This window comes from Myceligenerans halotolerans (assembly GCF_054782975.1).
In genome coordinates, this window is record NZ_BAAGRL010000006.1 from 629,511 (window position 1) to 653,818 (window position 24,308).

Genomic DNA, 24,308 nt, shown 5'->3' on the forward strand with positions numbered 1-24,308 from the left:
ACGAGCTCCCGGGGTAGGTAAGTTGGTCGGCATGACACACCTCGGCGTCGAGACCATCCAGGCGCTGCCCAAGATCCTGCTCCACGACCACCTCGACGGCGGCCCGCGGCCCGCCACCGTCCTCGAGCTCGCGGACGCCGTCGGGCACGAACTGCCCGCCACCACACCCGACGCGCTCGCCGACTGGTTCGCGGATTCGGCCGACTCCGGCTCGCTCGTCCGCTACCTCGAGACGTTCGTGCACACGGTCGCGGTCATGCAGACCGCGGACGCGCTGGAGCGCGTGGCCCGCGAGGCGGTCCTCGACCTCGCCGCCGACGGCGTCGTGCACGCCGAGCTGCGCTGGGCGCCCGAGCAGCACCTCGAGCGCGGGCTGACGATGGCGCAGGCCGTCGAGGCCGTGCAGACCGGCATCGACGACGGCATGGCGCGCGCCGCCGCCGAGGGACACACCATCCGCGCGGGGCAGATCCTCACCGCCATGCGGCACGCCGACCGCTGGACGGAGGTCGCCGACCTGGCGATCGACCTGGCCGGCGACGGCGTCCTCGGCTTCGACCTCGCCGGGCCCGAGGAAGGCTTCCCGCCCGGCCGGCACGACCAGATATGGCGGCACCTCGCCTCCCACCAGGTCCCGGTGACGATCCACGCCGGCGAGGCGGCCGGCGTCGACTCCATCGCCGAGGCCCTGCACACCGGGCAGGCCCTGCGGATCGGGCACGGGGTCCGGATCGCCGACGACATCGCGTTCACCGCGCACGGCGGGCACGACGGCGCCGCCGCCGAGCTCGGGCCCGTGGCCCACTGGATCCGGGACCAGCAGATCCCCCTCGAGGTGTGCCCGGTGTCCAACACCCAGAGCGGGGCCGCGGAGTCCGTCGCGACCCACCCGATCACGCGCCTCAAGGAACTCGACTTCGCCGTGACGCTCAACACGGACAACCGCCTGATGTCCCGCACCTCCATGACGCGCGAGATGATGCTCCTGAACACCGAAGCCGGGTGGACTCTCGACGACCTGCTCGACGTCACCGTGGCCGCCGCGTGGAGCGCATTCGTGCACCACGACGAGCGGCGCACGCTGGTCGAGCAGATCATCGTGCCGGGCTTCCAGAAAATCGAAAGGGCACAGCTCTGACGAAGGCCCCGCCACCCGCGCGGGAACCGCGGAGCCGTGCGGAACGGAGCAACGATGACCTTGGACCGTGCGGCGCTCGCCGCCACCGTCGACCACACCCTGCTCAAGCCGGAGGCGACAGCCGACGACGTGACCGCGCTCGTCGAGGAGGGCGCCCGGCTCGGCGTGTTCTCCGTGTGCGTGTCGCCGACGTTCGTGGCGCACGCCCGCGAGGTCGCGGCCGGGCGGCTCGCGATCGCCACGGTATGCGGGTTCCCGTCGGGGAAACACGCACGTGAGGTGAAGGCGGCCGAGGCCGCCCGCTCGGTGGCGGACGGCGCGGACGAGGTCGACATGGTGATCGACGTCGGCGCCGCGCGGGCCGGGCTGTTCGACGACGTGCGGGCCGACATCGCGGCGGTCCGCGCCGCCGTACCCGCCGGACACCTGCTCAAGGTGATCATCGAGTCCGCCGCCCTGACGGACGACCAGATCGTCGCGGCCTGCGAGGCCGCCGAGGCCGCCGGCGCGGACTTCGTCAAGACGTCCACCGGCTTCCACCCGACGGGCGGCGCGTCCGTGGCGGCGGTGTCGCTCATGGCGAAGACCGTCGGCGGGCGCCTCGGCGTCAAGGCGTCCGGCGGCATCCGGGACCTCGACGCGGCGCTCCGGATGATCGACGCCGGGGCCACAAGGCTGGGACTGTCGAGCACGGCCGCGGTACTGGACGGGTACGACGGCGTCACGCCGGCGGTCGACGCGCCGACCGGCGGCGGGTACTGACGTGGCCGAGACCAATCGTCGCGAGGCTCAGCGTGACGCCATCGACGACATGTTGGCTCGCATGGAGGCCAAGCACGGGCCGTCCGACGAGTCCGAGGTGTCGGGGATCATCAAGCGGCCGGCGGTATCGTCGCTGCGTGACGCAGCGACCCCGCATCCCCGGCGAGCCCGTTCGAGCGCGTTACACCAAGTGGGACGGTAGCCCGCACTGGCAGTTCGACGCCGTGTACCTCGGGACCGACGAGCACGGGACCTGGATCGGATACCCCGCCGGGACCCTGTTCGCGCGCCCGGGCCTCGAGTACCGGGCGCGCACCCGGGGCGTCGGATACTTCCCGGACGCCGGCTGGACGCCGGCGTTCTACCCCGGTGATCAGGAGCACCCCTACGGAACCCGCGTGTACACGGACCTCACGACGGTCCCGGAGTGGCGCGGCGTGCCCGGAAACGGGGACGGGGGCGGGAGGGGAGCCGCGCCGCGGGCCTGGGAGGTCACCATGGTCGACCTCGACCTCGACGTGATCGGGTTCCACGCCGACCACGTCGACCCACGCGGCCGGGGCCGCGCGTTCATCGACGACCAGGACGAGTTCGCCGAGCACCAGGTGCGGTACGGGTATCCCGCCGAGCTCGTGGCCCGCGTGGATGCCGACGCGCGGGCCCTGCTCGCGGCCGTGCTCGACAGCCAGGCGCCGTTCGACGACGTCGTGCCCGAGCGCTGGTTCGCCGTGCTCGACCGGGTGCTCGGTGAGAAGCCCCTGCGGTGAGCTCCTGGTCCTCGGGTGAAGCCCGGCGTTCCGGCGGCAGGCAGCCCGTACTATGGGCCGCATGAAGATCGCCGTTGTCGGTACCGGATACGTCGGCCTGTCGAACGCAGTGCTCATCTCCCAGAATCACGAGGTGTGGGCCGTCGACCTCGACGAGTCCAAGGTCGCACTGGTGAACGAACGGCGCTCGCCGATCGTCGACGCGGAGCTCGAGGAGTACCTGCGCGAGCGGGACCTGAACCTGACCGCGACGCTGGACGCGCACGCCGCCTACGAGGGCGCGGAGGTCGTCGTCGTCGCGACGCCGACGAACTACGACGAGGTGACGAACTTCTTCGACACCTCCTCGGTGGAGTTCGTGGTCAAGGACGTGCTGAGCGTGGCGCCGTCCGCGACGATCGTCATCAAGTCGACCATCCCGGTGGGCTTCACCGAGCGGATGCGCTCGGCGTACCCGGACGCGGCGATCCTCTTCTCCCCGGAGTTCCTCCGCGAGGGCCGCGCGCTGTACGACAACCTGCACCCGTCCCGCATCGTGGTGGGCGACCGTTCCGAGCGCGGCAAGAAGTTCGCGGACCTGCTGCTGGAGGGCGCCGTCACGAAGGACGTCCCGGTGCTGCTGACCGATGCCACCGAGGCCGAGGCGATCAAGCTGTTCGCGAACACCTACCTGGCGCTCCGCGTCGCGTACTTCAACGAGCTCGACACCTACGCGGCGACGCACGGCCTCGACACCCTGCAGGTGATCGAGGGCGTCGGGCTGGACCCGCGGATCGGCTCGCACTACAACAATCCGTCGTTCGGCTACGGCGGCTACTGCCTGCCCAAGGACACCAAGCAGCTGCTGGCGAACTACTCGGACGTGCCGCAGAACCTCATCCAGGCCGTGGTCGAGGCGAACACGACCCGCAAGGACTTCGTCGCCGCGGACATCCTCAGGCGCGACCCGAAGGTCGTGGGGGTGTACCGGCTCGTCATGAAGTCCGGCAGCGACAACTTCCGGGCGTCGGCCATCCAGGGCATCATGAAGCGGATCAAGGCCAAGGGCGTCGAGGTGATCGTCCACGAGCCGACGCTCGAGGACGACGAGTTCTACCACTCCGAGGTCGTCAACGACCTCGACGCGTTCAAGGCCCGCGCGGACGTCATCATCGCCAACCGTCGCACCGACGTCCTCGACGACGTGGCGGAGAAGGTCTACACCCGCGACATCTACGGGCGCGACTGAAGCCTCGCAGGTTCACCACGCAGTCGCACGACACAGCAAAGGGAAACATCGCAGCGTGAAGATCCTGGTCACCGGCGGCGCCGGATTCATCGGAGCGAATTTCGTCCAGCAGACCGTCCGGGAGCGGCCCGACGCCGAGGTCACCGTCCTCGACGCGCTCACGTACGCGGGTGACCGGGGCTCGCTGGCGCCGGTCGCGGAGCGGGTGAGGCTCGTCGAGGGGTCGATCACCGACGCCGCCCTCGTGGAGCGGCTGGTCGGCGAGTCCGACGTCGTCATCCACTTCGCGGCCGAGTCGCACAACGACAACTCGCTGGACGACCCGTCCCCGTTCGTGCAGACCAACCTGGTCGGCACGTTCACGCTGCTGGAGGCCGTGCGCAAGCACGGCACCCGGTTCCACCACATCTCGACGGACGAGGTCTACGGAGACCTGGAGCTCGACGACCCGGCGAAGTTCACGCCCGAGACCCCGTACAACCCGTCGTCGCCCTACTCGTCCACGAAAGCGGGCTCCGACCTGCTCGTGCGCGCCTGGGTGCGGTCGTTCGGCGTCCGGGCCACGATCTCGAACTGCTCCAACAACTACGGCCCGTACCAGCACATCGAGAAGTTCATCCCGCGTCAGATCACCAACCTGATCGACGGCGTCCGCCCGCGCCTCTACGGCGCCGGCCTCAACGTGCGGGACTGGATCCACGTGGAGGACCACAACTCCGCCGTCTGGGCCATCGTCGACAAGGGACAGATCGGCGAGACCTACCTGATCGGGGCCGACGGCGAGAAGAACAACCTGGACGTCGTGCGAACCCTGCTGGAACTCTTCGGCCGCGAGCCCGACGACTTCGACCACGTCGCCGACCGCCCCGGCCACGACATGCGCTACGCGATCGACGCGACCCGGCTTCGCGACGAGCTCGGCTGGACGCCCCGATACACCGCGTTCCGCGACGGGCTCGCGGCGACGATCGACTGGTACCGGGGGAACGAGGCCTGGTGGAGGCCGGCGAAGGCGGCGACGGAGGCGAAGTACGCGCGTAGCGGGCAGTGAGGGTCGGTGGGGAAGGGTCGTGGCACTGACGGTGCTTTGACAGAATCGGCCTCAGCTTTGCTTCTCGACAACAGGATCATGGTTGCATCGCCAGCGAGAACCCATCTCTGGTAACTTGTCCCAATATTCGCCAATGTGCGAGTGGGGGTGTGGGCAGGTGCCAGAGGCGGTCCGCAGCCGTGGCAGCGACCTTGATCAGCGGATTCGGTCGGCCCGACGACGATTGGGCGAATCGATCGTCGCTGCGGCTCGGCTCACACCGGGGCACGTCATGGCATGGGGCCAGTTCGCGGATGCACCCGCCAGGTCCTCACATACGGGCATCTACGGCACGTCGGCCGGTGTGGTGATGCTCGCGGCACGCGGTCGAGACATGGCCGGCACGGTGCGTCTGCTCCCTGGGGCCACGGAATCCTCCGCGATCGCGTTCGATGCAACTGACCTGTTCATCACGCACAAAGTGTGTGCGATCGTCGATGCGCTCTGTGCCGTCCGCCATGAACAGACGCGGACGACGGTGGCATGCCTGGGTCTGCTCTCCGGGATCATCGACCGACAGGGTTGGGGGCACCACACGGTTCCCGATGATCCTGAGGCGCCGAGCGTGCTGGCCACCGCCCAGGCCCTGATCTCTCTGTCCGGTGTCGACGGGATCGATGCAGAGCCCCTGGAAGGGCCCGCGGCTTGGCTGGGATCCCGCATTCTCGAGGACGGGCCGCTGGGCACTCTCGAGCTGGCCTTCGCCGTGATCGCGCTCGCGAGACTTCGACGTGCTGGCATCGGTCCGGAGAACGTCAACGCGATGCGACGTGGAGTGACCGCACTGCACAGCTGGCTCCGACAGGTGCGTGCCAGGCCGATCGCGTACGAGCAGATCCACTATTGGGTGCCGAAGCCCGCTGACCAGCGAAACCACTACATGACCTTCCCGCTGCAGGTGGTGGTCGGTACGGCCATGCTCCAAGCCGGTGCGCCCGCCCGTTCACGTTCATTGCTGAGCGACCTCGCGGGTCGGCTGTGCCACGCCATTGAAGTGGACGGCGGACTGCGTTCGACACTGACGGAACGGATCGGCGTCGTCGACGCCGGTCTGGTGGACCAGTTCCTTGCGGAATTTCTGGCAGCTCAGCCGTCGTCGACCCGGCGGCAGCGCGTGCTCCGGAGGCTGGCGGGTGCGCGGTTGTTCCACCGTGCTCTCGTGTTCGTCACGCTTGTGGTTGTCGCCTTCTGGTCCTGGCGCATTGCGGCCGGTGAGAGCGGCGTGACGTCAGCGACATCGATCGCCAACATCGCGTTCGCGCTGGTTACGGGAGTGCTTGGGTCGATGGTCTATTCACGCTGGGATCGGCGCTGAGGCTCACGTGTGTCGCCAGGCCTTGCCGGGAACAGATGTGGCCGCCCCTTCCGTGCTCAGTAGCCGCACGCCTGACTCGTCCGATGCTCGACCTATCAGATGGCAGCCAGGAAACCGTTCCGCGGCTCGCGCGGCGGACAGCGAGCCGTCCACGGTGAACACGAGCCGAAAATCCACCGAGTCGCCAAAGGTGATGGCCGAAGCGGATTCACCCACCACCGGTGCAGCGGCTGTGACGACGTCGGAGATGGGTACAGCCGCTGCATCGACATCAATGCCGACTCCGCTCGCATCGGCGATCTGTTCCAGTGTGCCCTTCAACCCGTCCGAGGTATCCTGGCATGCTGTCACGACGCCGGAGGCCGCGAGCGACATTCCGAGCTCGACCTCCGCTCGCGGGCGACGCCAGGCGTCGATCATTTCCGTTTCCATGGCTGGCGTCACGGAATCCCTCTCCGCCCCAGTGGCGCGCGCGCGAAAGTACTTCATCGCGGCCCCGGCCACGCCCGTCACACCGCTGACGAAGACATGATCACCGGAGCGGGCGCCGCTACGGCGGAGCGCGCCATCCTCCACGCAGGCACCGAGCGCGGTGCCGGAGAGCACGAGGGACTCCGCGCCGCCGATGTCGCCGCCCACGCTCTCCATGCCGGAGGCCGCGCATGCCTCGTTGATCCCGGCCATGATCCTGAGGAACCTGTCATCGTCGACCGACTTCGGGTAGCGGACCACGGAGAGGAACCCGATCGGCATGGCACCCATGGCCGCTACGTCACTGACGTTTGCCATGACCAGGAAGTAGCCGATATCGAAGTCGTCCATATGGCCCAGTTCGTACATGGAGAAGCCGGTGCCCCGCACATAATCGCTGCCGACCACAATCTGCAGCGGGCCGGATACGTCGAAGACCGCGCAGTCGTCACGGTCGGCGGCTCGCACGCCCAGTCGCACCATCCCGCCGGCAGAGGGGCTTGCGGGCCAGGTGCGAGGTGTTCGCCCTATCAGCGACGTCAGCAGCTCGACCCGAGTGGGTTCGTCCGAAAGTGTCACGCGATCTCCCTCGCTGTGCTGTCGTCATCGTCATCGTTCTCCGCACCACCGGAGAATGCCGCCCTTGCTGCGATCAGAGTCCGCACGAGCAGGTCGTCGTCCATGCGTAGGGCCCAGTCCCAGTCGTACGGCATTGCCGCCACGTCAAGGTGTCGCGCCACGACACTGCGTGCGTACTGAGTGCGCCGCGAGGCCGCATCGGGCAGCGCGACGCGAGTGCTGTCGGCGTCCCAGCACAGGATGTAGTCGGCACGGGCGTAGTTGCGCGCGAATTCTACGAGTGAGCTCACACGCGTCATGGAGCCCCCGTGGTCGCCGTCGACTATCGGCGCCAGTTCGTCGTTGTAGGGAAGCAGATGCCAGTGCGCGTGGTCGATGCAGGGGCCCGTCGCGGATGTGGTCCCACCCGAGCCGTGCTCGATCACTGTGCAACCGCCGAATGCGTTTCGGTAGCGGCGTGTGACATCGCGCAGGGTCGCCAGTGTGCTCGGATCCCGGGCAATGAAGGATGCCATCCCCGTGTGGTGGTCCCGCGGGATCAGTAGTAGGTGTCCTAGTGTCATAGGCGCGTAGTCGGCGACCAGGAACATCTTCCGGTACGTGGCAACGATACGATTCGCGAGGTGCCGCAAGGTCGACGCCGGGTCGGCGACGAGATGAGTGCAGAAATCGCAGTCGAACGCATGGAGCTGATCGGACATGAGTAAGCATCCAACTCATTCATGTAACACCTGCTTTATCCAGTGTATCCTACCGGCATGAGCCTGGGGCAGCAAGGGGTCGTCACCCTGTCGCACGATCAGATCGTGGCCCAGAGGACGCGGTTGTTTTACGAACGCTTCGCTCAGGAATACGCTTCGTCGATTCCGCGTCATGTCACCGGCGGAATGAAGGAATGGCTCGACAGGTTTCTTGCCGACGTTCCGCCTGCTGCGCGCATCTTCGAGATCGGATCGGGCACGGGGCGCGACGCCGCGTACTTCGAGTCGCTGGGTTACGGGGTGCAGCGGTCCGAGATCGCAGACTCCTTCATCGGCGCCTTGAACGAGCAAGGGTTTGATGCTTTGAAGTTTGATGTGCTCAACGACGAATTTCCCGGTCCGCAGGACGCCGTGTTCGCCAACTCGGTCTTCTGTCATATGACCAACCGGCAGTTGCGGAGCGCATTCATGAACGTTCACGATGCCCTTGTTGAAGGAGGGCTTCTGGGCTTCAACACCAAATCCGCGGCGGTGCCGTGGAACCGCATGGCCGAGAGCGATCGGCTACCCGAATCGCGCTATTTCTCCCATTGGCCGCCGGGTAAGTTGCGTGGAGAGGTTGAGCGAGCTGGCTTCGACGTGCTCTGGTGGTCCGAGAAGCCTGCCATCCTCCGGCCGACACCCTGGGTCAACCTAGTGGTTCGAAAGCGATAGCCGGATCACTCCGTCGGGAGGCTCAGCAGGTGCGAGAGTGCTGTGTGAACCGGTCTGCCCGAGGGCAGGGCCGCCGGAAGCCGGCCCCGCTGGGCGCGTCAGCGGAGGGACGTCACGTACTTCTCCACGTCCTCCAGCGTCGGGAGCAGGCCCGCTGCCTCCGCCTCGGCGAGGGTGGGGGCCGCCTCGTCCTTTGGCGAGAGCTGGGGGGTGAGCGGGGTGCCGTCGCGGGACGTCGTCGGCCAGTCGATGCCGACCGCCGGGTCCAGCGGGTGGATGCCGTGCTCGCGCTCCGGCGCGTAGCCGGTCGAGCAGAAGTACATGACCGTGGAGTCGTCCTCCAGCGACAGGAAGGCGTGTCCGAGGCCCTCCGACAGGTAGATCGCACGGCGGTCGACGTCGTCGAGCAGGACGCTGTCCCACCGGCCGAAGGTCGGTGAGCCGACGCGGATGTCGACGACGACGTCGAGCACCGCACCGCGCAGGCACTGCACATACTTGGCCTGGCTGGGCGGGACGTCGGCGAAGTGGATGCCGCGCAGTACCCCGGCGGCCGACACGGAGCAGTTGGCCTGCCGCAGGTCGAAGTCGTGCCCGACGGCCTCGCGGAACGGATCCGCCTTGAACGCCTCCAGGAAGAGGCCACGAGCATCGCCGAACAGCTTCGGGGTGATCTCGAACGCACCGGGCACGGACAGCTCGCGATACTGCATGAAAACTCCTCGGAGCAGGGAAGATCCCCCGTGGCGGAGGTGGGGACGGGGCGTCGGACCCTAGGATCATACGTATGGAACCAAGGACCGGCGTGGGGGAGCGGTGGCTGGTGGTCGGGGCCGCCGGGATGCTCGGACAGGAGATGATCGAGGTGGCCCGGTCCGCGGGGCACGACGTGGACGGGACGGGCCGCAGCACCGGACTCGACATCCTCGACCGGGCCGCCACCGCCCGCGCGATCCAGGGGTACGACGTCGTGGTGAACTGCGCGGCCTGGACAGCCGTCGACGACGCCGAGACGCACGAGCCGGACGCGTTCGCCGTCAACGCCGTCGGCGCCGCCCACGTGGCCCGGGCGTGCGCCGAAGCCGGCGCCCGCCTGGTGCAGGTGTCCACGGACTACGTGTTCGACGGCGCCGCGACCACGCCCTACGCCGAGGACGCGCCGGTCGCACCCCGGTCGGCCTACGGACGTACCAAGGCGGCGGGGGAGTGGGCCGTGCGGGCCGAGGCGCCCGACTCGTTGATCGTGCGCACCGCATGGCTGTACGGCGCGGGCGGGGGCTGCTTCCCGAGGACGATGGCGCGCCTCGCCGCCGAGAAGGACCGGCTGAGCGTCGTGGACGACCAGGTCGGGCAGCCCACCTGGACGCGGGACCTCGCGGACCTCATCGTGCGGCTGCGCGCCGCGGACGCGCCGGGCGGGACGTACCACGGCACATCGTCGGGCCAGGTGTCGTGGTACGGCTTCACGGAGCGGATCGTGGCCGCCACGGGCGACGACGTGAAACTGGAGCCCACGACGAGCGACGCCTTCCCGCGCCCGGCACCGCGCCCGGCGTACTCGGTGCTCGGTCACGCGGCACTGGCCGCGGCGGGCGTCACCCCGATCGGTGACTGGTCGGAACGGTGGACGGCGGCAGCCCCGACGGTTCTCGGTGAAGCCTAGGAGGAGACGCCAGGGTGCCGTCCCGCCAACCTGTCGCGTGACCTCCTACTCGTCCAGGAGGCCCAGCAGGTAGGAGCCGTAGCCCGACTTCGTGAGCTTCTCCGCCCGGGCGCGGAGTTCGTCGTCGGACAGGAAGCCGCGTCGCCAGGCGACCTCCTCCGGTGCCCCGATCTTCATCCCCTGCCGGCGCTCGATGGTACGGACGTAGTCCGACGCCTCCAGCAGCGAGTCGAAGGTGCCGGTGTCGAGCCACGCCGTACCCCGCGGGAGGATCTCGACCTGCAGCCTGCCCTGCTCGAGGTAGTGGCGGTTGATGTCGGTGATCTCGTACTCGCCACGGGAGGACGGCTGGAGACCCTTGGCGATCTCCACCACGTCGTTGTCGTAGAAGTAGAGACCGGGGACGGCATAGTTCGACCGGGGCCTGACGGGCTTCTCCTCGAGCGAGAGGGCGCGGCCGGCGTCGTCGAACTCGACGACGCCGTACGCCGCGGGGTCCGCGACACGGTAGGCGAACACGGCACCGCCGTCGATCTGGGAGAACCGGGTCAGCTGGGACCCGAGCCCCGGCCCGTAGAAGATGTTGTCGCCGAGTACGAGCGCCGCCGGGTCCGCGCCGATGAACTCCTCACCCAGCACGAACGCCTGGGCGAGACCGTCCGGCGACGCCTGGACCGTGTACTCCAGATCGATGCCGAACTGCGAGCCGTCGCCGAGCAGCCGCTGGAACTGATCGGCGTCGTGCGGGGTGGTGATCACCAGGATGTCCTTGATCCCCGCGAGGATCAGGGTGGAGAGGGGGTAGTAGATCATCGGTTTGTCGTAGACCGGGACCAGTTGCTTGCTGACGCCGAGCGTGATCGGGTGCAGCCGGGTTCCGGACCCGCCGGCCAGGATGATTCCGCGCATGGTCCCCGATCCTTCCATGACGAGGCCAGTGCGCGCGCGGGGACCGCGGCGCGGCTCAGATACCGAGCGCCGCGGACATCTCCTTCTTCAGGCGTTCCAGGCGCCCCTGGGCGGTGACCCGGGCGCGGCCCAGGTCCTCGGCGGTCGCGTGGGCGTCGACCGGGGTCACGACCTCCAGGTAGCACTTCACCTTGGGCTCGGTCCCGCTGGGCCGGACGATCACGCGGGTGTCGTCGGCTGCCGTCAGGACGATGCCGTCCGTGGGCGGCAGCCCGTTCACCCCCGCCGAGAGGTCGACGACGTCCGTCACGGGCGCGCCGTCGAGCTTCACCGGCGGCGTCGCGCGCAGCCGGGCCATCGCCTCCGGGATGCGGGCGAGGTCGTCGAACCGCGCCGCGAGCTGGCCGGTGCTGTACAGGCCGCAGGCGCGGGCGATGTCGTCCAGCGCGTCCTTGAGCGTGCGACCGGACTCCTTGAGCCGCTCCGCGAGCAGCGCCACGCGCAGCGCCGCCGACAACCCGTCCTTGTCCCGGACGGCCTCGGGGTCGACGCAGTACCCCAGCGCCTCCTCGTAGCCGAACACCAGGTCCGGTGTGCGGGCGATCCACTTGAACCCGGTCAGCGTGGTCGCGTGGCGCAGTCCGTGGCGTTCGGCGATGCGCGCCAGCACGCGTGAGGACACGATCGAGCAGGCCAGCGTGCCCGACGTCGTGCGCTGCGCGATGTCCCAGCCGAGCAGCGCGCCCACCTGGTCCCCGGTGAGCATCCGCCAGCCGTGCGACGCCGCCGTCTCGGCACCCTGGTAGGTGCCCCAGTCCGGGTCGTACACGGCGACCGCGCAGCGGTCGGCGTCGGGGTCGTTCGCGATGACGATGTCGGCCCGGGCGTCGGAGGCGATCGACAGGGCGAGGTCGAGCGCGCCCTTCTCCTCCGGGTTCGGGAACCGCACCGTGGGGAACGCCGGATCCGGGTCCAGCTGCTCCTCGACGGGGATGACGTCGGTGAACCCCGCGTCGGAGAGCACCCGCCCCAGCGTCCGGCCACCGACACCGTGCAGCGACGTGGTCACGATCCGCAGCGGCGCGGGACCGGCGTCCCCCGCCGCGATGACGACGGCCGTCCGGGCGTCCGCCGTCGGCACCAGCCGCGGTGCGTGCACATCGCGAAGATGCAGGTCGGGGTCGTGCAGCGAGGCGACGCGCCGCAGGTACTCCTCGTGGATGCCGGCGCCGAGCACCGTCCAGCCGTCCTCGGCCCGCGGCACGCCGGACGCCCCGCGCGGCCCCGCGGCGGCCCGGGCGATCTCGGCGGCGATCTGCGCGTCGTACGGCGGCACGATCTGCGCGCCCTGACCGGAGTCAGTGACCACGCGCCCGCCGAGGTAGACCTTGTAGCCGTTGTCGGCGGCGGGATTGTGGCTGGCGGTGACCATCACGCCCGCGTCGGCGTCGAGGTGCCGCACCGCGAAGGCGAGCACCGGCGTGGGCAGGGGGGCGGGCAGGAGGGACACGTCGGCGCCCGCCGCGGTCAGCACCGCGGCGGTGTCCCGGGCGAAGTCCGCGGACCGGTGCCGCGCGTCGTAGCCGACGACGACGCGGGGCGGGCCGGGGACCGCGGACGTGAGATACGCCCCGAGCCCCGCGGCCGCCGTGATCACCACGGCCCGGTTCATCCGGTGCGGGCCGGCGGCCATCGCGCCGCGCAGCCCGGCCGTGCCGAACTCCAGGGGCCCGGAGAACCGGTCGCGGAGCTCGGCGAACGCGAGCTGGTGCAGGAGGGGGTCGGAAGCCCTGGTGAGCAGGTTGCGCAGGTCCGCGCGGTCGACGTCGTCCACGTCGTCTGCGATCCAGGCCTCGGCGAGCGCGACCACCGGCTCGTCCGCGAGGAGTGGCTCCCCTTCCCGTGGCCGCGGGGACCCGCTCTCGCTCCCGTCTCCGGAGGTGCTCGTGCTCCGCGTCGATGTGCTCATACCGCTAGATCTTCGCGACGATGCGGGCGAGGAGGTCGCTGATCCGCGGCCCGGCCTGCCTGCCCGCCTCCAGCACTTCCTCGTGGGACAGCGGCTGCGGGCTGATCCCCGCCGCCAGGTTCGTGACCAGGGAGATCCCGAGCACGCCCATGCGGCAGTGCCGGGCCGCGACGGCCTCCAGCGCCGTGGACATGCCCACGAGGTCCGCGCCGAGCAGGTGGGCCATCTTCACCTCGGCCGGGGTCTCGTACTGCGGCCCGTGGAACTGGGCGTACACGCCCTCGGGGAGTTCCGGGTCGACACTGCGGGCCAGCTCGCGCAGGCGCGGCGTGTAGACGTCGGTCATGTCGGAGAACTTCGCGCCCTCGAGCGGGGTCCTCGACGTGAGGTTCAGGTGGTCCTTGAGGAGCACGGGCTGTCCCGGCCGCCAGCCGATGTGCGTGCTGCCGCAGCCGTTCGTGAGGATCAGCGTCTCCGCGCCGGTCGCGGCCGCGGTGCGCACGCCGTGCACCACGCGGCGGACCCCCATGCCCTCGTACAGGTGGGTGCGCGACCCGAGGACCAGGGCGTGCCGCACCGAGCCGTCGGCGCGCTCCACGCGGATCGAGCGGGTCGTCGAGCGGTGGCCGTCGACGGCGGGCTTGAGGAAGCCCGGGATCTCGGCGGTGGGCATCTCCGCGACCACGTCGCCGATCAGCTCGGCGGCTCCGCCCCATCCCGACCCGAGCACCAGCGCGATGTCATGGCCGGCGACGCCGGACTTGGCGGCGATGTGCTCGGCGGCGGCCGCTGCTACGTCGAACGGGTCGGTGGTGGGATCGTCGAGGTCCGGGGTGGTGCTCATGATCCGAGGTTAACCGGCGCCGACACGGGAGGCCACCGCCACCCGGCGGTGCCCGCCACGAGTGTCCGCCGGCGGGCACCTCTGACAGACTGGCAGGCGTGTCCGAATCGCTGAAGCCACCTGCCGACCTGCACTGTCACGACGGGGACGAATGGGTGGAATGCGGCGACCACCGGCACTGGGGCCGCTACGGGGCGGCCGGGCTGCTGCTCGTGAAGCGCGGGGCGGACGGCGCTCCCGCGCACCTGGTGCTCCAGCACCGGGCGCTGTGGTCCCACATGGGCGGCACCTGGGGCATCCCGGGCGGGGCCCTCGCGCCCGGGGAGAGCGCGGCGGACGGCGCGCTCCGTGAGGCCGCGGAGGAGGCCGCCGTCGACCCCGCCGTCGTCGACGTCGTCGGCACCCATGTCCTCGAGCATCCCGTCTGGAGCTACACGACGGTGGTCGCCGAGGTCCTGCCCGGGGCCCGCGTCGTGCCCCGGGCCGCCGACGCGGAGAGCCTCGCGGTCCGCTGGGTCGCCCTGACCGAGCTCGCGCGTCTCACCCTGCTGCCCGCGTTCGAGGCCGCGCTCCCCGACCTCCTGAACCTCCTGCCCTCGCGGGTGCGGGCGGGATAGGGTCACCGCGTGCACATCCGCATCACTCCCGCCGAGGTCCTGGGCCTGGTCAAGGTCGCGGGCCAGCCCGTCCCGCCCGTCATCAGCTCCGTGAGCGGCGACGGCGACGTGGTCCGCGTCGTCGCCGACCTGCGTCGCCTCGACTCGCTTCCCGGCCCGCTCAGGCTCGCCGTCCGGATCGCCCCCATCGTGCGGGCCGACGTGCGCGTCGTCGCCTTCGCCTCCGGCGTCGCCACCCTGGCGGTCGAGGCGAACGCGGCCGGCCTTCCCGCGCACAAGCTGCTGTCCCTGGCCGCCGCGCCCATCGAGCAGGCCCTCGCCAAGCAGGACCTGCCGCCCGGCGTCGTCGACGTGCAGCACGACGCGCGGATCGCCGTCGACGTCGAGCGCCTCCTGGAGGCCAAGCTCCCCGGGCTCACCGTGACGAATCTGCGCCTGGCGGACGGTGAGATCGTGCTGGACGGCTCGGTAGGCTGATCCCGTGACCACCCCTGTTTCCTCTCCACGCGAGCCTGCCCACATCGTCGTCGTGGGCGGCGGCCCGGGGGGCTACGAGGCGGCACTCGTCGCCGGCAGCCTGGGCGCGCGCGTCACCGTCGTCGAACGCCAGGGGCTGGGCGGGGCGGCGGTGCTGACCGACGTCGTCCCCTCCAAGACCCTGATCGCCACCGCCGAGTGGATGACCATCGCCGAGCGTGCCCCCGAGCTCGGCATCCGCCTGACGGACGAGGCGGCCAAGCGCGACCTGACCGTCGACCTGCGGGCCGTCAACAAGCGCGTGCTCGAGCTCGCGGAGGCGCAGAGTGCCGACATCCGCGGGCGGCTCGTGCGCGAGGGCATCGAGATCGTGAGCGGGACGGGCCGCCTGGACGGGAAGTCGCGGGTCGTCGTCGAGCCGGACGATGGCGGTGAGCCGCGCGTGCTCGACGCCGACACCGTCCTCCTCGCCGTCGGCGCCACCCCGCGCATCCTGCCCACGGCGGTGCCCGACGGCGAGCGCATCCTCACCTGGACCCAGATGTACAACCTGGACGAGCTGCCGGAGAAGCTCATCGTGGTGGGCTCCGGTGTCACGGGCGCGGAGTTCGCCGGCGCGTACAACGCGCTGGGGTCGGACGTCGTCCTGGTCTCCTCGCGGGACCGCGTGCTCCCGGGCGAGGACGAGGACGCGGCCGAGCTGCTGGAGGGCGTCTTCCGCTCGCGGGGGATGACGGTCCTGAGCCGTACGCGTGCGGAGGCGGCGGTGCGGACCGACGACGGCGTCGCGGTCACGCTGTCGGACGGCCGCGTGGTGCACGGGTCGCATGTGCTCGTGGCCGTCGGCGGCGTCCCGAACACCCAGGGCCTGGGGCTCGAGGAGGCCGGGATCACGCTCGCGGCGAGCGGCCACATCGAGGTGGACAAGGTCTCCCGGACCTCCGTGCGCGGCGTCTACGCCGCCGGTGACTGCACCGGCGTCCTCCCGCTCGCGTCGGTGGCCGCGATGCAGGGCCGGATCGCCGTGCAGCACGCACTCGGCGACGGCGTCGCCCCGCTGCGGCTCGGCACGGTCTCCTCGAACATCTTCACCGCGCCGGAGATCGCCACGGTCGGGTACAGCGAGGATGCGCTCAAGAAGCAGGGGTCGCGGTACATCACCACGACGCTCCCGCTGGCGCGCAACCCGCGCGCCAAGATGCTCGGCATCCGCGACGGCTTCGTGAAGCTGTTCGCCCACCCGGAGGCCGGCGTCATCCTGGGCGGCGTCGTCGTGGCGCCGCGCGCGGGCGAGCACATCTTCCCGATCACGCTGGCCGTGCGGCACCGGCTCACGGTGGAGGACGTCGCGGCGTCGTTCACCATCTACCCGTCGCTGAGCGGTACGACGGCGGAGGCGGCGCGCGTCCTGGACGCCCGCGTCCAGGAGCGCTGACAGCCCGGCGCACTCACCCGCGTGCCCTGCAAATGACCAGATCAGACCGGTATTCGATCCGTGATTCCCGGCGGCTCGATCAGTCGGTGATCTCGCAGATCGCGGCGCCCGCCGTGACCCCCGCGCCCGGCTCCGCCACCAGGGCGGACACGGTTCCGGAACGATGGGCGACCAGCGGCTGCTCCATCTTCATGGCCTCCAGCACGACCACGAGATCGCCCTCGGCGACCTGATCGCCCTCGGCCACGGCCACCTTGACGATCGTGCCCTGCATCGGGGAGGCGAGCGTGTTGCCCGTGGTCGCGGACTTCGTGCCGCCCGAACGCCGGCCGGGCCGCCGCGCCGCGTTCGCCGACCGTGCCTTCCCCGCGGCCACGCCCAGGCCGACCGGGAGGACCACCTCCAGGCGACGCCCGCCGACCTCCACCACGACGCGTTCTGCGAGCTCCTCCTGCTCGCTCTCCGGCGACGGGGCTACGGCAGGGGCGGAGCCCAGCCCCTTGACCGTCTCGGCGAACTCCGTCTCGATCCAGCGGGTGTGCACGGCGAACGCGTTGTCCCCGTGGCCGGCGTCGGACACCAGCTCCGGCACGAACGCCGGTGCCTCCAGCACCGCGCGATGGAACGGGACGACCGTGGGGATGCCCTCGATGTGCAGCTCGCGCAGGGCGCGACGAGCCCGCTGCACCGCCTGCGCCCGCGTGGCGCCGGTGACGATCAGCTTGGCGATCATCGAGTCGAAGTTGCCGGACACGACGTCGCCCTCGATGACACCCGTGTCGACGCGCACGCCCGGCCCCGACGGCCAGACGATCTTGTCCAGCCTGCCGGGCGCCGGCATGAACCCCGCCGCCGGGTCCTCGCCGTTGATCCGGAACTCGATGGAGTGGCCGCGCACCTCCGGCGCGCCGTAGCCCAGCTTCTCGCCCGCGGCGATACGGAACTGCTCGCGGACCAGGTCGATGCCGGTGACCTCCTCGGTCACCGGGTGCTCCACCTGCAGGCGGGTGTTGACCTCGAGGAACGAGATCGTCCCGTCGACGCCCACGAGGAACTCGCACGTCCCCGCACCGACGTAGCCGGCCTCGTGCAGGATCGCCTCCGACGCCTCGTAGAGCGCGGCCGTCTGCGCCGGGGTGAGGAACGGCGCGGGCGCCTCCTCGACCAGCTTCTGGTGCCGGCGCTGCAGCGAGCAGTCACGCGTCGAGACCACGACGACGTTGCCGTGCGCGTCCGCGAGACACTGCGTCTCCACGTGCCGGGGCTTGTCCAGGTAGCGCTCCACGAAGCACTCGCCCCGGCCGAACGCGGCCGTGGCCTCGCGGACCGCGGAGTCGAACAGCTCGCCGATCTCGTCGTACGTGCGGGCGACCTTCAGGCCGCGGCCGCCGCCACCGAACGCCGCCTTGATCGCGATGGGCAGCCCGTACTCCTCCGCGAACGCGCGGACCTCGGCCGCACCGGCCACCGGATCGGGCGTCCCGGGAACCAGCGGGGCGCCCGCCCGCTGCGCGATGTGCCGCGCGCTCACCTTGTCGCCCAGCGCCTCGATGGCCGACGGCGGCGGACCGATCCACACGAGTCCCGCGTCCATCACCGCCTGGGCGAACTCGGCGTTCTCCGACAGGAACCCGTACCCGGGGTGGACGGCGTCAGCCCCCGAACGCCGCGCGACGTCGAGCAGCTTCGCGATGTCGAGATAGGTCCCGGCGGCCGTGGCACCGCCGAGGGAGAACGCCTCGTCGGCGAGGCGCACGTGCATGGCGTCCCGGTCCGGTTCCGCGTACACGGCCACGGACGCGATGCCGGCGTCGGCGCACGCGCGGGCGACGCGGACGGCGATCTCACCGCGGTTGGCGATGAGCACCTTGGAGATGCTGGCGCTGGGCATACGAGAACTGGGCACGGCTCACGGTAACGCGGGCGGGCGCCGGGGGACGTGTGGAAGGTTCGCCAACGAGCCCCCAGCGCGTTTGGAGGAATCCACCATGCGCGGCGGCCTTCGCGGGCTCGGGCGGATCCCGGGCAGGGCCTCGCTGTCGGATTCCGCAATGCGCGCCGGCCGGGCGTGTTTCAGGCCGTGCGGAGCGTGTGCCAGGGCACGCCGACGTCGTGCAGGAGCGTGCGGAGCAGGGGCAGGCTGATCCCGACCACGCCGTGGTGGTCGCCCTCCACCCGGTCGATGTACGGCCCGCCGAGACCGTCGATGGTGAATGCGCCCGCCACCTCCAGCGGCTCGCCGGTGGCCACATAGGCGTCGATCTCGTCGTCGTCCATCTGGCCGAACCAGACGGTGGTGGAACTCGTCGCACCGATCGTGGCGCCCGTGCCGCCCGCGTCCTCGTCGCGCAGGTCGACGAGCCAGTGCCCGGAGTGCAGCACCCCCTTGCCACCACGCATCGCGCGCCACCGTTCGCGCGCCACCTCCGGGCTCGCCGGCTTGCCGGCCACCTCGCCGTCGACCTCCAGCATGGAGTCGCAGCCGACGACGACGGCCCCCTCCGCACCCCAGGCCGCGGCAGCACCCTCCCGGCCGATGCCGTGCGCGACGTCCTCCGCCTTCGCCTGCGCGAGCAGCAGCACGGCGTCGTCCGGCCCGAGACGCTCCGTACGGCCCCGGGCCTCGGTGAGGACCGCGTCCTCGTCCACGCCGGAGACCCGCACGATCGGCTCCACGCCCGCCGAACGCAGCGTCGCGAGCCGAGCGGGGGAGCGGGAGGCGAGCACGAGTCGGAGCACGGGCGCCAGGTTATCCCAGAGGTTGCGCGCGACCTCTTGACCGTACGCTTCGGCCATGTCGCACATCGCCTGCACCGTGGACGACGACGTCGCGCACGTCCGCCTCGACCGCGCCGACAAACTGAACGCCCTGACGCTCGACATGCTCGGCGACCTCGCGGCGACGGCACGGCGCCTGCGCCGCCGGCCCGGACTGCGGGCGGTGATCCTCTCCGGCGAGGGACGGTCGTTCGGCGCCGGACTCGACCTCCAGGCCGCGGCGCGGAACCCCGCCGGGGTCGCCGCAGCGTTCGTGCCGACCTGGCGCGGCACCAACCGATTCCAGGAGGCGTGCTGGGCGTGGCGGCGCCTGCCCGTCCCGGTGATCGCGGCCGTGCACGGGCACGTCCTCGGCGGAGCACTGCAGCTCGCCCTGGCCGCCGACCTGCGCATCACCACGCCCGACGCCCGCTGGTGCGTCATGGAGGTCGCCCGCGGCCTGGTGCCAGATATGACAGGCATCCAGGCCGTCTCGGAGCTGACCGGGATCGAGACCGCCAAGCGCCTCACCCTGACCGCCGAGGAGTTCTCCGGCACGGACGCGGTCGCGTTCGGCCTGGCGGGCTCGGCCTCGGACGACCCGCTGACCGAGGCCCGGGCGCTCGCGGGAACCATCGCCGGACACCGCCCCGAGGCGGTCCGCGCGGCGAAACGGCTGCTGGACCGCACCTGGCAGCGAGGGCCGCTGCGGACGCTCGCCGCCGAGCGCGCGACCCAGCTCCGCCTGCTCCCGGGCGCGATGAGGCGCGGCTGACGGGCGCGCCGCCGGGAACGCCGCGCGGCGTCAGCCCGAGTACGCGCGCTGGAGGCGGACCGGGGCCAGGGGGCCGATGCCGGGAACCTCCCGGACCGGCTGCCGCGTCAGCGCGTACCGGGACGACGACGCGAGAATGTCCGCCGTCTGCTTGTCCACCAGCACGGTGGACGGTTCCGCCTGGTCCGTGAGCCGGGACGCCAGGTTGACCGACGGGCCGAACACGTCGCCGAACCGCGACAGCACGCGCCCCCACACGAAGCCGACGCGTACCGGGATCTCGGGTTCGTCCGGCTGCGCCGTGCCCAGGGACTCGCCGGTCGCCTCCGCGAGGTTGAGCGCGACCTCCGCGCCCGTCTCGGCGTCGTCGGCCACGAAGAGGATGGCGTCGCCGATCGTCTTGACGACACGGCCGCCGCAGTTCGTGATGATGTCGCGGGCGCCGGCCTCGAAGCGCTGCACGAAGTCGGCCAGCTCCGCCGACTCCAGGCCGGCCGTCCGCTTCGTGAAGGAGACGACGTCGGCGAACCCCACGGCGCGGGGGAGCGGGAGCTGATGGGCGTCGTGGTCCACCTCGTCGCGGGCGCCGGCGAACTCGATCGCCATCCGGCCGGTCAGCGCGGCGAGCTGGCGCCGCCAGGCGTGCTCCAGCTGGCGCCCGAGGATCTCGGCGAGGTCGGGGAGACGGTCCAGAGCGAGCAGCCGGGCCGAGGTCTCGTCCAGGTCGTACCGCCGGGCGAGGTGCTCCACGAGGGCCTCGACCTGCCACAGCGCGAGGCGTTCCGTGGTGTGGCCCATCGCGCGGACGAACGCCATCCGCGCCCGGGCGTCCATCTCCTGCTCCTCGAAGACCTCGTCGATCTCCTGCAGCGCCTCGACGTCCGACGCCGTGAACCACGCGTCCGTCGGATGGGTCACGGGAAGCCCCATCCAGCGCCAGAAGTCCTCGATCCGCTTCCGTTCCAGGCCCGTCCGCTCGACGATCTCCGGGAACGTGTACACCCGCGGCCCACCCAGGATCGCCTCGTCCAGGCGCGTCGCGGTGTCCGAGCCGAGCGCATGGGAATGGCCGTGGTCCGTCGCGAAGGGGCCGGCCGAGGCGTCCCGGCCGGACCGGTCGTCCGGCGTGTCACGCCCGGGCTGGGGGTCCTGCTGGGCGCCCTCGGCGGGGTCGGGTTCGTTCTCGAGCACGGGAGCAGCCTATTCGCTGGGGATCGCGCGGGTGGGCGACGTGGTCGGTTGGTTGTCGGCTGGTCGGTCCGATGTCGGGATCGGTCGGTCCGATGTCGAGAAGTCGGCCCCCCGAGCGACCGACCACACGGACAAAGGACCGACCGCTCGACAACCTGCCGACCGTACCGGCGCGCGTCACAGCGCATCACCTCAAGTGGTGGATGTCCCCCGCAGAGACCGTGCGTTCCTCGCCCGCGTCGGTGCGGATCACCAGCGCGCCCGTGGGGTCCAGGCGCAGGGCCTCGCCCTCGACCGTGCCCGCGCCGCCCGCCAGCTCCGCGCGGACGCGTGTGCCCAGGGTCGCGGAGGCGGCCGCGCACTCGGTGGCGAGGCCCGACGCGTCCGGGTCGCCGCCCGCCCGCTCCCACCGGCCGACGGCGGTCGCCACCTCGCGCAGGAGCCCGGCCAGCAGCGCGGTCCGGTCGAGGTCCCCGTATCCGGCCAGTGTCAGCGACGAGGCGGTCTCCACGGGCAGCTCGTGCTGTGCCTGCGACACGTTGAGCCCGATGCCGAGCACGACCGCCGCGGGCTCGCCGGCGCCGCCCCCGGGCACCACCTCGGCCAGGATTCCCGCCACCTTGCGGTAGCGGCCCAGCCCGGTCACGGGAGTCTGCTCCCGCACCAGCACGTCATTGGGCCACTTGACGGCAAGGTCCGCGGCACCGTCGTCGGCCCGGCTGTCGCCGGAACCGCTACCGCCGTCGTCAGACCAGCTACCACCGTCGTCGGCCCAGTTCCTGTCGTTGGACCCGCCTCCGCCGTCGGCCCAGCTCCCGCCGTCGGACCCGCCCAGGCCGTCGTACCCGGAGGCCGTGCGGACGACCGCCGTCCCGGCCAGCAGCGGCAGCCAGCCGAGACGCTCGGCGGGGACCGCCGGGCGCAGGAGGATCGAGACCGTGAGGGAGGCTCGTGGCGGCGTCTCCCAGGAGCGTCCGGCGCGGCCGCGGCCGGCGGTCTGGCGCTCGGCGACGAGGGCCGACGGCGCGGGCCAGGCGCCGGGGTCGGACCGCACGGCGGCGACGAGCTCGCTGTTGGTGGAGGTCGACTCCTCGACCACGTCGACGCGGTGGAAGCCGGGGACGAGCAGCTCGGTCGGGCGAAGTGGTGCGCGCATGGCTCCCATCCTGCCTCGCCGACGGGCGCCCCGCGTGCCGCGTCGGGAGTCTGTGGAAAACCGTGCCCTGTAGGAACCTCACAAGGCTCGCCGACCCCACGCTGACGACGTTGCCATCGAGTTGGCCGAATGTTCCAACTAGGCTCGCCTCGTGAACGACGCCACCACCACCGCCCCCGTGGGTACCCAGGCCAAGCTCGACGACCTCGAGGCCCGCCGCGCTGCCGCCGTCACCGATCCCGAGGTGACCGCGCAGGCCAAGCAGCACAAGCGGGACAAGAAGACGGCGCGCGAGCGCATCGCCGAGCTGCTCGACGAGGGCAGCTTCGTCGAGCTCGACGCCCTCGCGACGCACCGCAGCCGCAACTTCGGGCTGGAGAAGAAGCGGATCCCGGGCGACGGCGTCGTGACCGGGTACGGCACGATCGACGGCCGTCAGGTGTGCATCTACGCGCAGGACTTCACCGTGTTCGGCGGCAGCCTCGGCGAGGTGCACGGCGAGAAGATCACCAAGGTGCAGGACCTGGCGCTGCGCACCGGCGTGCCGATCATCGGGATCAGCGACGGCGGCGGCGCGCGCATCCAGGAGGGCGTGGCGGCCCTGACGCAGTTCGCGGAGTTGTTCCGGCGCAACGTGGCGGCGTCGGGTGTGATCCCGCAGATCTCCCTCATCCTCGGGCCGAGTGCCGGCGGTGCCGTGTACTCGCCGGCGCTGACCGACTTCATCGTGATGGCGGACGGCACGTCGAACATGTTCATCACCGGGCCGGACGTGATCCGCTCGGTGACCGGGGAGGACGTCGACTTCGAGACGCTGGGCGGGGCGCGGACGCACAACGCGACGTCGGGCGTGGCGCACTACATGGCGAGCGACGAGGACGACGCGCTCGACTACGTCCGCCACCTGCTCGGCTACCTGCCGCAGAACAACCTGGGCGACGCGCCGGCGTTCCCGGCCGAGGACACCCCGCTCGAGGTCACCGCCGACGACGAGGCCCTGGACCGGCTCGTCCCCGACTCCGACAACCAGCCCTACGACATGCGCGACGCGGTCGAGGCGGTGCTAGACCCGGAGTCGTTCCTCGAGGTCCAGCCGATGTTCGCGGCCAACGTGCTCACTGGCTTCGGGCACGTCGAGGGCCAGGCCGTGGGCATCGTCGCGAACCAGCCGCTGTCGATGGCGGGCACCCTGGACATCGACGCGGCGGAGAAGGCCGCGCGGTTCGTGCGCACCTGCGACGCGTTCAACATCCCCGTGCTGACGTTCGTCGACGTGCCGGGCTTCCTGCCGGGCGTGGGCCAGGAGCACCAGGGGATCATCCGCCGCGGCGCGAAGCTGATCTACGCCTACGCCGAGGCGACGGTCCCGCTGGTCACGGTCATCACCCGCAAGGCGTACGGCGGCGCGTACATCGTCATGGGCTCCAAGCAGCTCGGCGCGGACGTCAACCTGGCCTGGCCCACCGCGCAGATCGCGGTCATGGGCGCGGGTGGCGCCGTGAACATCCTGCAGCGCGGGGCGCTCAAGAAGGTTGCCGACGAGGGCGGCGACGTCGAGGCGGAGCGCGCCCGGCTGACCGCGGAGTACGAGGAGGCCATCGTCAACCCGTGGGATGCGGCCGAGCGCGGGTACGTGGACGCGGTGATCCGGCCGTCGGAGACGCGCGTCCAGGTGGTCCGGGCGCTGCGGGCGCTGCGCACCAAGCGCGCGAGCCTGCCGCCGAAGAAGCACGGCAACATTCCCCTGTGA

The 24,308-nt window shown here is 71.1% G+C and carries 23 protein-coding genes; 13 read left to right on the forward strand and 10 right to left on the reverse strand.

What is annotated here, in order from left to right:
• The first annotated feature begins 31 nt into the window (after window positions 1–31).
• The 6 genes from ACYVK5_RS06085 to ACYVK5_RS06110 all read left to right on the forward strand — a co-directional run bounded on the left by ACYVK5_RS06085 (window position 32) and on the right by ACYVK5_RS06110 (window position 6,300).
• Window positions 32–1,138, forward strand: coding sequence for an adenosine deaminase (locus tag ACYVK5_RS06085; protein WP_460702812.1), 1,107 nt, complete (start codon window positions 32–34; stop codon window positions 1,136–1,138).
• Between the two features lie 54 nt (window positions 1,139–1,192).
• Window positions 1,193–1,900, forward strand: a complete 708-nt coding sequence (gene deoC / locus ACYVK5_RS06090) for a deoxyribose-phosphate aldolase (RefSeq protein ID WP_460702814.1) — start codon at window positions 1,193–1,195, stop codon at window positions 1,898–1,900.
• Window positions 1,901–2,037: 137 nt separating this feature from the next.
• Window positions 2,038–2,667, forward strand: a complete 630-nt coding sequence (locus ACYVK5_RS06095; protein ID WP_460702816.1) for a DUF402 domain-containing protein — start codon at window positions 2,038–2,040, stop codon at window positions 2,665–2,667.
• Between the two features lie 61 nt (window positions 2,668–2,728).
• Window positions 2,729–3,895, forward strand: coding sequence for a nucleotide sugar dehydrogenase (locus tag ACYVK5_RS06100; protein WP_460702818.1), 1,167 nt, complete (start codon window positions 2,729–2,731; stop codon window positions 3,893–3,895).
• A 55-nt stretch (window positions 3,896–3,950) separates the two neighbouring features.
• Window positions 3,951–4,946: a dTDP-glucose 4,6-dehydratase gene (rfbB, locus tag ACYVK5_RS06105; protein ID WP_460702820.1), complete on the forward strand. Its 996-nt coding sequence runs from the start codon at window positions 3,951–3,953 to the stop codon at window positions 4,944–4,946.
• 271 nt (window positions 4,947–5,217) lie between these two features.
• A complete protein-coding gene (locus ACYVK5_RS06110; protein WP_460702822.1) occupies window positions 5,218–6,300 on the forward strand; it encodes a hypothetical protein in 1,083 nt (360 codons plus the stop codon).
• A 3-nt stretch (window positions 6,301–6,303) separates the two neighbouring features.
• Here ACYVK5_RS06110 and thiL read toward each other — a convergent pair whose 3' ends face one another.
• Both thiL and ACYVK5_RS06120 read right to left on the reverse strand, forming a co-directional pair.
• A complete protein-coding gene (gene thiL / locus ACYVK5_RS06115; RefSeq protein WP_460702824.1) occupies window positions 6,304–7,350 on the reverse strand; it encodes a thiamine-phosphate kinase in 1,047 nt (348 codons plus the stop codon).
• Window positions 7,347–8,051 carry a hypothetical protein gene (locus ACYVK5_RS06120; RefSeq protein WP_460702826.1) on the reverse strand — a complete coding sequence of 235 codons (705 nt, stop codon included), beginning with the start codon at window positions 8,049–8,051 and terminating at the stop codon, window positions 7,347–7,349. Before ACYVK5_RS06120 ends, thiL begins: the two co-directional genes overlap by 4 nt.
• Before the next feature lie 57 nt (window positions 8,052–8,108).
• Between ACYVK5_RS06120 and ACYVK5_RS06125 the strand changes: the two genes are divergently transcribed.
• Window positions 8,109–8,765 (forward strand): class I SAM-dependent DNA methyltransferase, encoded by a 657-nt coding sequence (locus ACYVK5_RS06125; protein WP_460702828.1) that lies wholly within the window; start codon window positions 8,109–8,111, stop codon window positions 8,763–8,765.
• Between the two features lie 98 nt (window positions 8,766–8,863).
• Here ACYVK5_RS06125 and rfbC read toward each other — a convergent pair whose 3' ends face one another.
• Window positions 8,864–9,478: a dTDP-4-dehydrorhamnose 3,5-epimerase gene (gene rfbC / locus ACYVK5_RS06130; protein WP_460702830.1), complete on the reverse strand. Its 615-nt coding sequence runs from the start codon at window positions 9,476–9,478 to the stop codon at window positions 8,864–8,866.
• Window positions 9,479–9,552: 74 nt separating this feature from the next.
• On the opposite strand from rfbC, the gene rfbD reads away from it, so the two are divergent.
• A complete protein-coding gene (gene rfbD / locus ACYVK5_RS06135) occupies window positions 9,553–10,428 on the forward strand; it encodes a dTDP-4-dehydrorhamnose reductase (RefSeq protein ID WP_460702832.1) in 876 nt (291 codons plus the stop codon).
• Between the two features lie 45 nt (window positions 10,429–10,473).
• Here rfbD and rfbA read toward each other — a convergent pair whose 3' ends face one another.
• The 3 genes from rfbA to ACYVK5_RS06150 are packed head-to-tail and all read right to left on the reverse strand — an operon-like array spanning window position 10,474 to window position 14,150.
• Complete coding sequence (rfbA, locus tag ACYVK5_RS06140; RefSeq protein WP_460702834.1) at window positions 10,474–11,337, reverse strand: glucose-1-phosphate thymidylyltransferase RfbA; 864 nt, start codon at window positions 11,335–11,337, stop codon at window positions 10,474–10,476.
• A 55-nt stretch (window positions 11,338–11,392) separates the two neighbouring features.
• Window positions 11,393–13,306: a phospho-sugar mutase gene (locus ACYVK5_RS06145; RefSeq protein ID WP_460702836.1), complete on the reverse strand. Its 1,914-nt coding sequence runs from the start codon at window positions 13,304–13,306 to the stop codon at window positions 11,393–11,395.
• A gap of 4 nt (window positions 13,307–13,310) precedes the next feature.
• Window positions 13,311–14,150 carry a purine-nucleoside phosphorylase gene (locus ACYVK5_RS06150; RefSeq protein WP_460702838.1) on the reverse strand — a complete coding sequence of 280 codons (840 nt, stop codon included), beginning with the start codon at window positions 14,148–14,150 and terminating at the stop codon, window positions 13,311–13,313.
• A 98-nt stretch (window positions 14,151–14,248) separates the two neighbouring features.
• Between ACYVK5_RS06150 and ACYVK5_RS06155 the strand changes: the two genes are divergently transcribed.
• Genes ACYVK5_RS06155 through ACYVK5_RS06165 form a run of 3 tightly spaced genes read left to right on the forward strand, consistent with a single transcriptional unit; the run spans window position 14,249 to window position 16,679 of the window.
• Window positions 14,249–14,767, forward strand: a complete 519-nt coding sequence (locus tag ACYVK5_RS06155; RefSeq protein WP_460702840.1) for an NUDIX domain-containing protein — start codon at window positions 14,249–14,251, stop codon at window positions 14,765–14,767.
• 9 nt (window positions 14,768–14,776) lie between these two features.
• Complete coding sequence (locus ACYVK5_RS06160; protein ID WP_460702842.1) at window positions 14,777–15,244, forward strand: hypothetical protein; 468 nt, start codon at window positions 14,777–14,779, stop codon at window positions 15,242–15,244.
• A 4-nt stretch (window positions 15,245–15,248) separates the two neighbouring features.
• Window positions 15,249–16,679, forward strand: coding sequence for an NAD(P)H-quinone dehydrogenase (locus ACYVK5_RS06165; protein WP_460702844.1), 1,431 nt, complete (start codon window positions 15,249–15,251; stop codon window positions 16,677–16,679).
• A gap of 79 nt (window positions 16,680–16,758) precedes the next feature.
• Here the strand turns inward: ACYVK5_RS06165 and ACYVK5_RS06170 are convergent, their stop codons facing one another.
• Both ACYVK5_RS06170 and ACYVK5_RS06175 read right to left on the reverse strand, forming a co-directional pair.
• Complete coding sequence (locus ACYVK5_RS06170) at window positions 16,759–18,570, reverse strand: acetyl/propionyl/methylcrotonyl-CoA carboxylase subunit alpha (protein ID WP_460702846.1); 1,812 nt, start codon at window positions 18,568–18,570, stop codon at window positions 16,759–16,761.
• Between the two features lie 182 nt (window positions 18,571–18,752).
• Window positions 18,753–19,418: a Maf family protein gene (locus ACYVK5_RS06175; RefSeq protein WP_460702848.1), complete on the reverse strand. Its 666-nt coding sequence runs from the start codon at window positions 19,416–19,418 to the stop codon at window positions 18,753–18,755.
• Window positions 19,419–19,473: 55 nt separating this feature from the next.
• On the opposite strand from ACYVK5_RS06175, the gene ACYVK5_RS06180 reads away from it, so the two are divergent.
• Window positions 19,474–20,211, forward strand: a complete 738-nt coding sequence (locus ACYVK5_RS06180) for a crotonase/enoyl-CoA hydratase family protein (protein ID WP_460702850.1) — start codon at window positions 19,474–19,476, stop codon at window positions 20,209–20,211.
• Window positions 20,212–20,241: 30 nt separating this feature from the next.
• Here the strand turns inward: ACYVK5_RS06180 and ACYVK5_RS06185 are convergent, their stop codons facing one another.
• Window positions 20,242–21,402, reverse strand: a complete 1,161-nt coding sequence (locus ACYVK5_RS06185; RefSeq protein ID WP_460702852.1) for an adenylate/guanylate cyclase domain-containing protein — start codon at window positions 21,400–21,402, stop codon at window positions 20,242–20,244.
• Window positions 21,403–21,589: 187 nt separating this feature from the next.
• The gene (locus ACYVK5_RS06190; protein WP_460702854.1) at window positions 21,590–22,558 is read right to left on the reverse strand and encodes a biotin--[acetyl-CoA-carboxylase] ligase; all 969 of its coding nucleotides are present in this window, start codon (window positions 22,556–22,558) and stop codon (window positions 21,590–21,592) included.
• A 151-nt stretch (window positions 22,559–22,709) separates the two neighbouring features.
• Here ACYVK5_RS06190 and ACYVK5_RS06195 point away from each other — a divergent pair, with 151 nt between their 5' ends.
• On the forward strand, window positions 22,710–24,308 hold the full coding sequence (locus ACYVK5_RS06195; RefSeq protein ID WP_460702856.1) for an acyl-CoA carboxylase subunit beta: 1,599 nt from the start codon (window positions 22,710–22,712) through the stop codon (window positions 24,306–24,308).

What these genes read in the sequence shown, in the direction of transcription:
- deoC (WP_460702814.1), top strand. Translation starts at nt 1,193, where the DNA reads ATGACCTTGGACCGTGCGGCGCTCGCCGCCACCGTCGACCACACCCTG.
- ACYVK5_RS06085 (WP_460702812.1), top strand. Translation starts at nt 32, where the DNA reads ATGACACACCTCGGCGTCGAGACCATCCAGGCGCTGCCCAAGATCCTG.
- ACYVK5_RS06125 (WP_460702828.1), top strand. Translation starts at nt 8,109, where the DNA reads ATGAGCCTGGGGCAGCAAGGGGTCGTCACCCTGTCGCACGATCAGATC.
- rfbD (WP_460702832.1), top strand. Translation starts at nt 9,553, where the DNA reads ATGGAACCAAGGACCGGCGTGGGGGAGCGGTGGCTGGTGGTCGGGGCC.
- rfbC (WP_460702830.1), bottom strand. Translation starts at nt 9,478, where the DNA reads ATGCAGTATCGCGAGCTGTCCGTGCCCGGTGCGTTCGAGATCACCCCG.
- ACYVK5_RS06120 (WP_460702826.1), bottom strand. Translation starts at nt 8,051, where the DNA reads ATGTCCGATCAGCTCCATGCGTTCGACTGCGATTTCTGCACTCATCTC.
- ACYVK5_RS06150 (WP_460702838.1), bottom strand. Translation starts at nt 14,150, where the DNA reads ATGAGCACCACCCCGGACCTCGACGATCCCACCACCGACCCGTTCGAC.
- ACYVK5_RS06100 (WP_460702818.1), top strand. Translation starts at nt 2,729, where the DNA reads ATGAAGATCGCCGTTGTCGGTACCGGATACGTCGGCCTGTCGAACGCA.
- ACYVK5_RS06190 (WP_460702854.1), bottom strand. Translation starts at nt 22,558, where the DNA reads ATGCGCGCACCACTTCGCCCGACCGAGCTGCTCGTCCCCGGCTTCCAC.
- ACYVK5_RS06145 (WP_460702836.1), bottom strand. Translation starts at nt 13,306, where the DNA reads ATGAGCACATCGACGCGGAGCACGAGCACCTCCGGAGACGGGAGCGAG.
- ACYVK5_RS06110 (WP_460702822.1), top strand. Translation starts at nt 5,218, where the DNA reads ATGGCATGGGGCCAGTTCGCGGATGCACCCGCCAGGTCCTCACATACG.
- rfbA (WP_460702834.1), bottom strand. Translation starts at nt 11,337, where the DNA reads ATGCGCGGAATCATCCTGGCCGGCGGGTCCGGAACCCGGCTGCACCCG.
- ACYVK5_RS06170 (WP_460702846.1), bottom strand. Translation starts at nt 18,570, where the DNA reads ATGCCCAGCGCCAGCATCTCCAAGGTGCTCATCGCCAACCGCGGTGAG.
- ACYVK5_RS06180 (WP_460702850.1), top strand. Translation starts at nt 19,474, where the DNA reads ATGTCGCACATCGCCTGCACCGTGGACGACGACGTCGCGCACGTCCGC.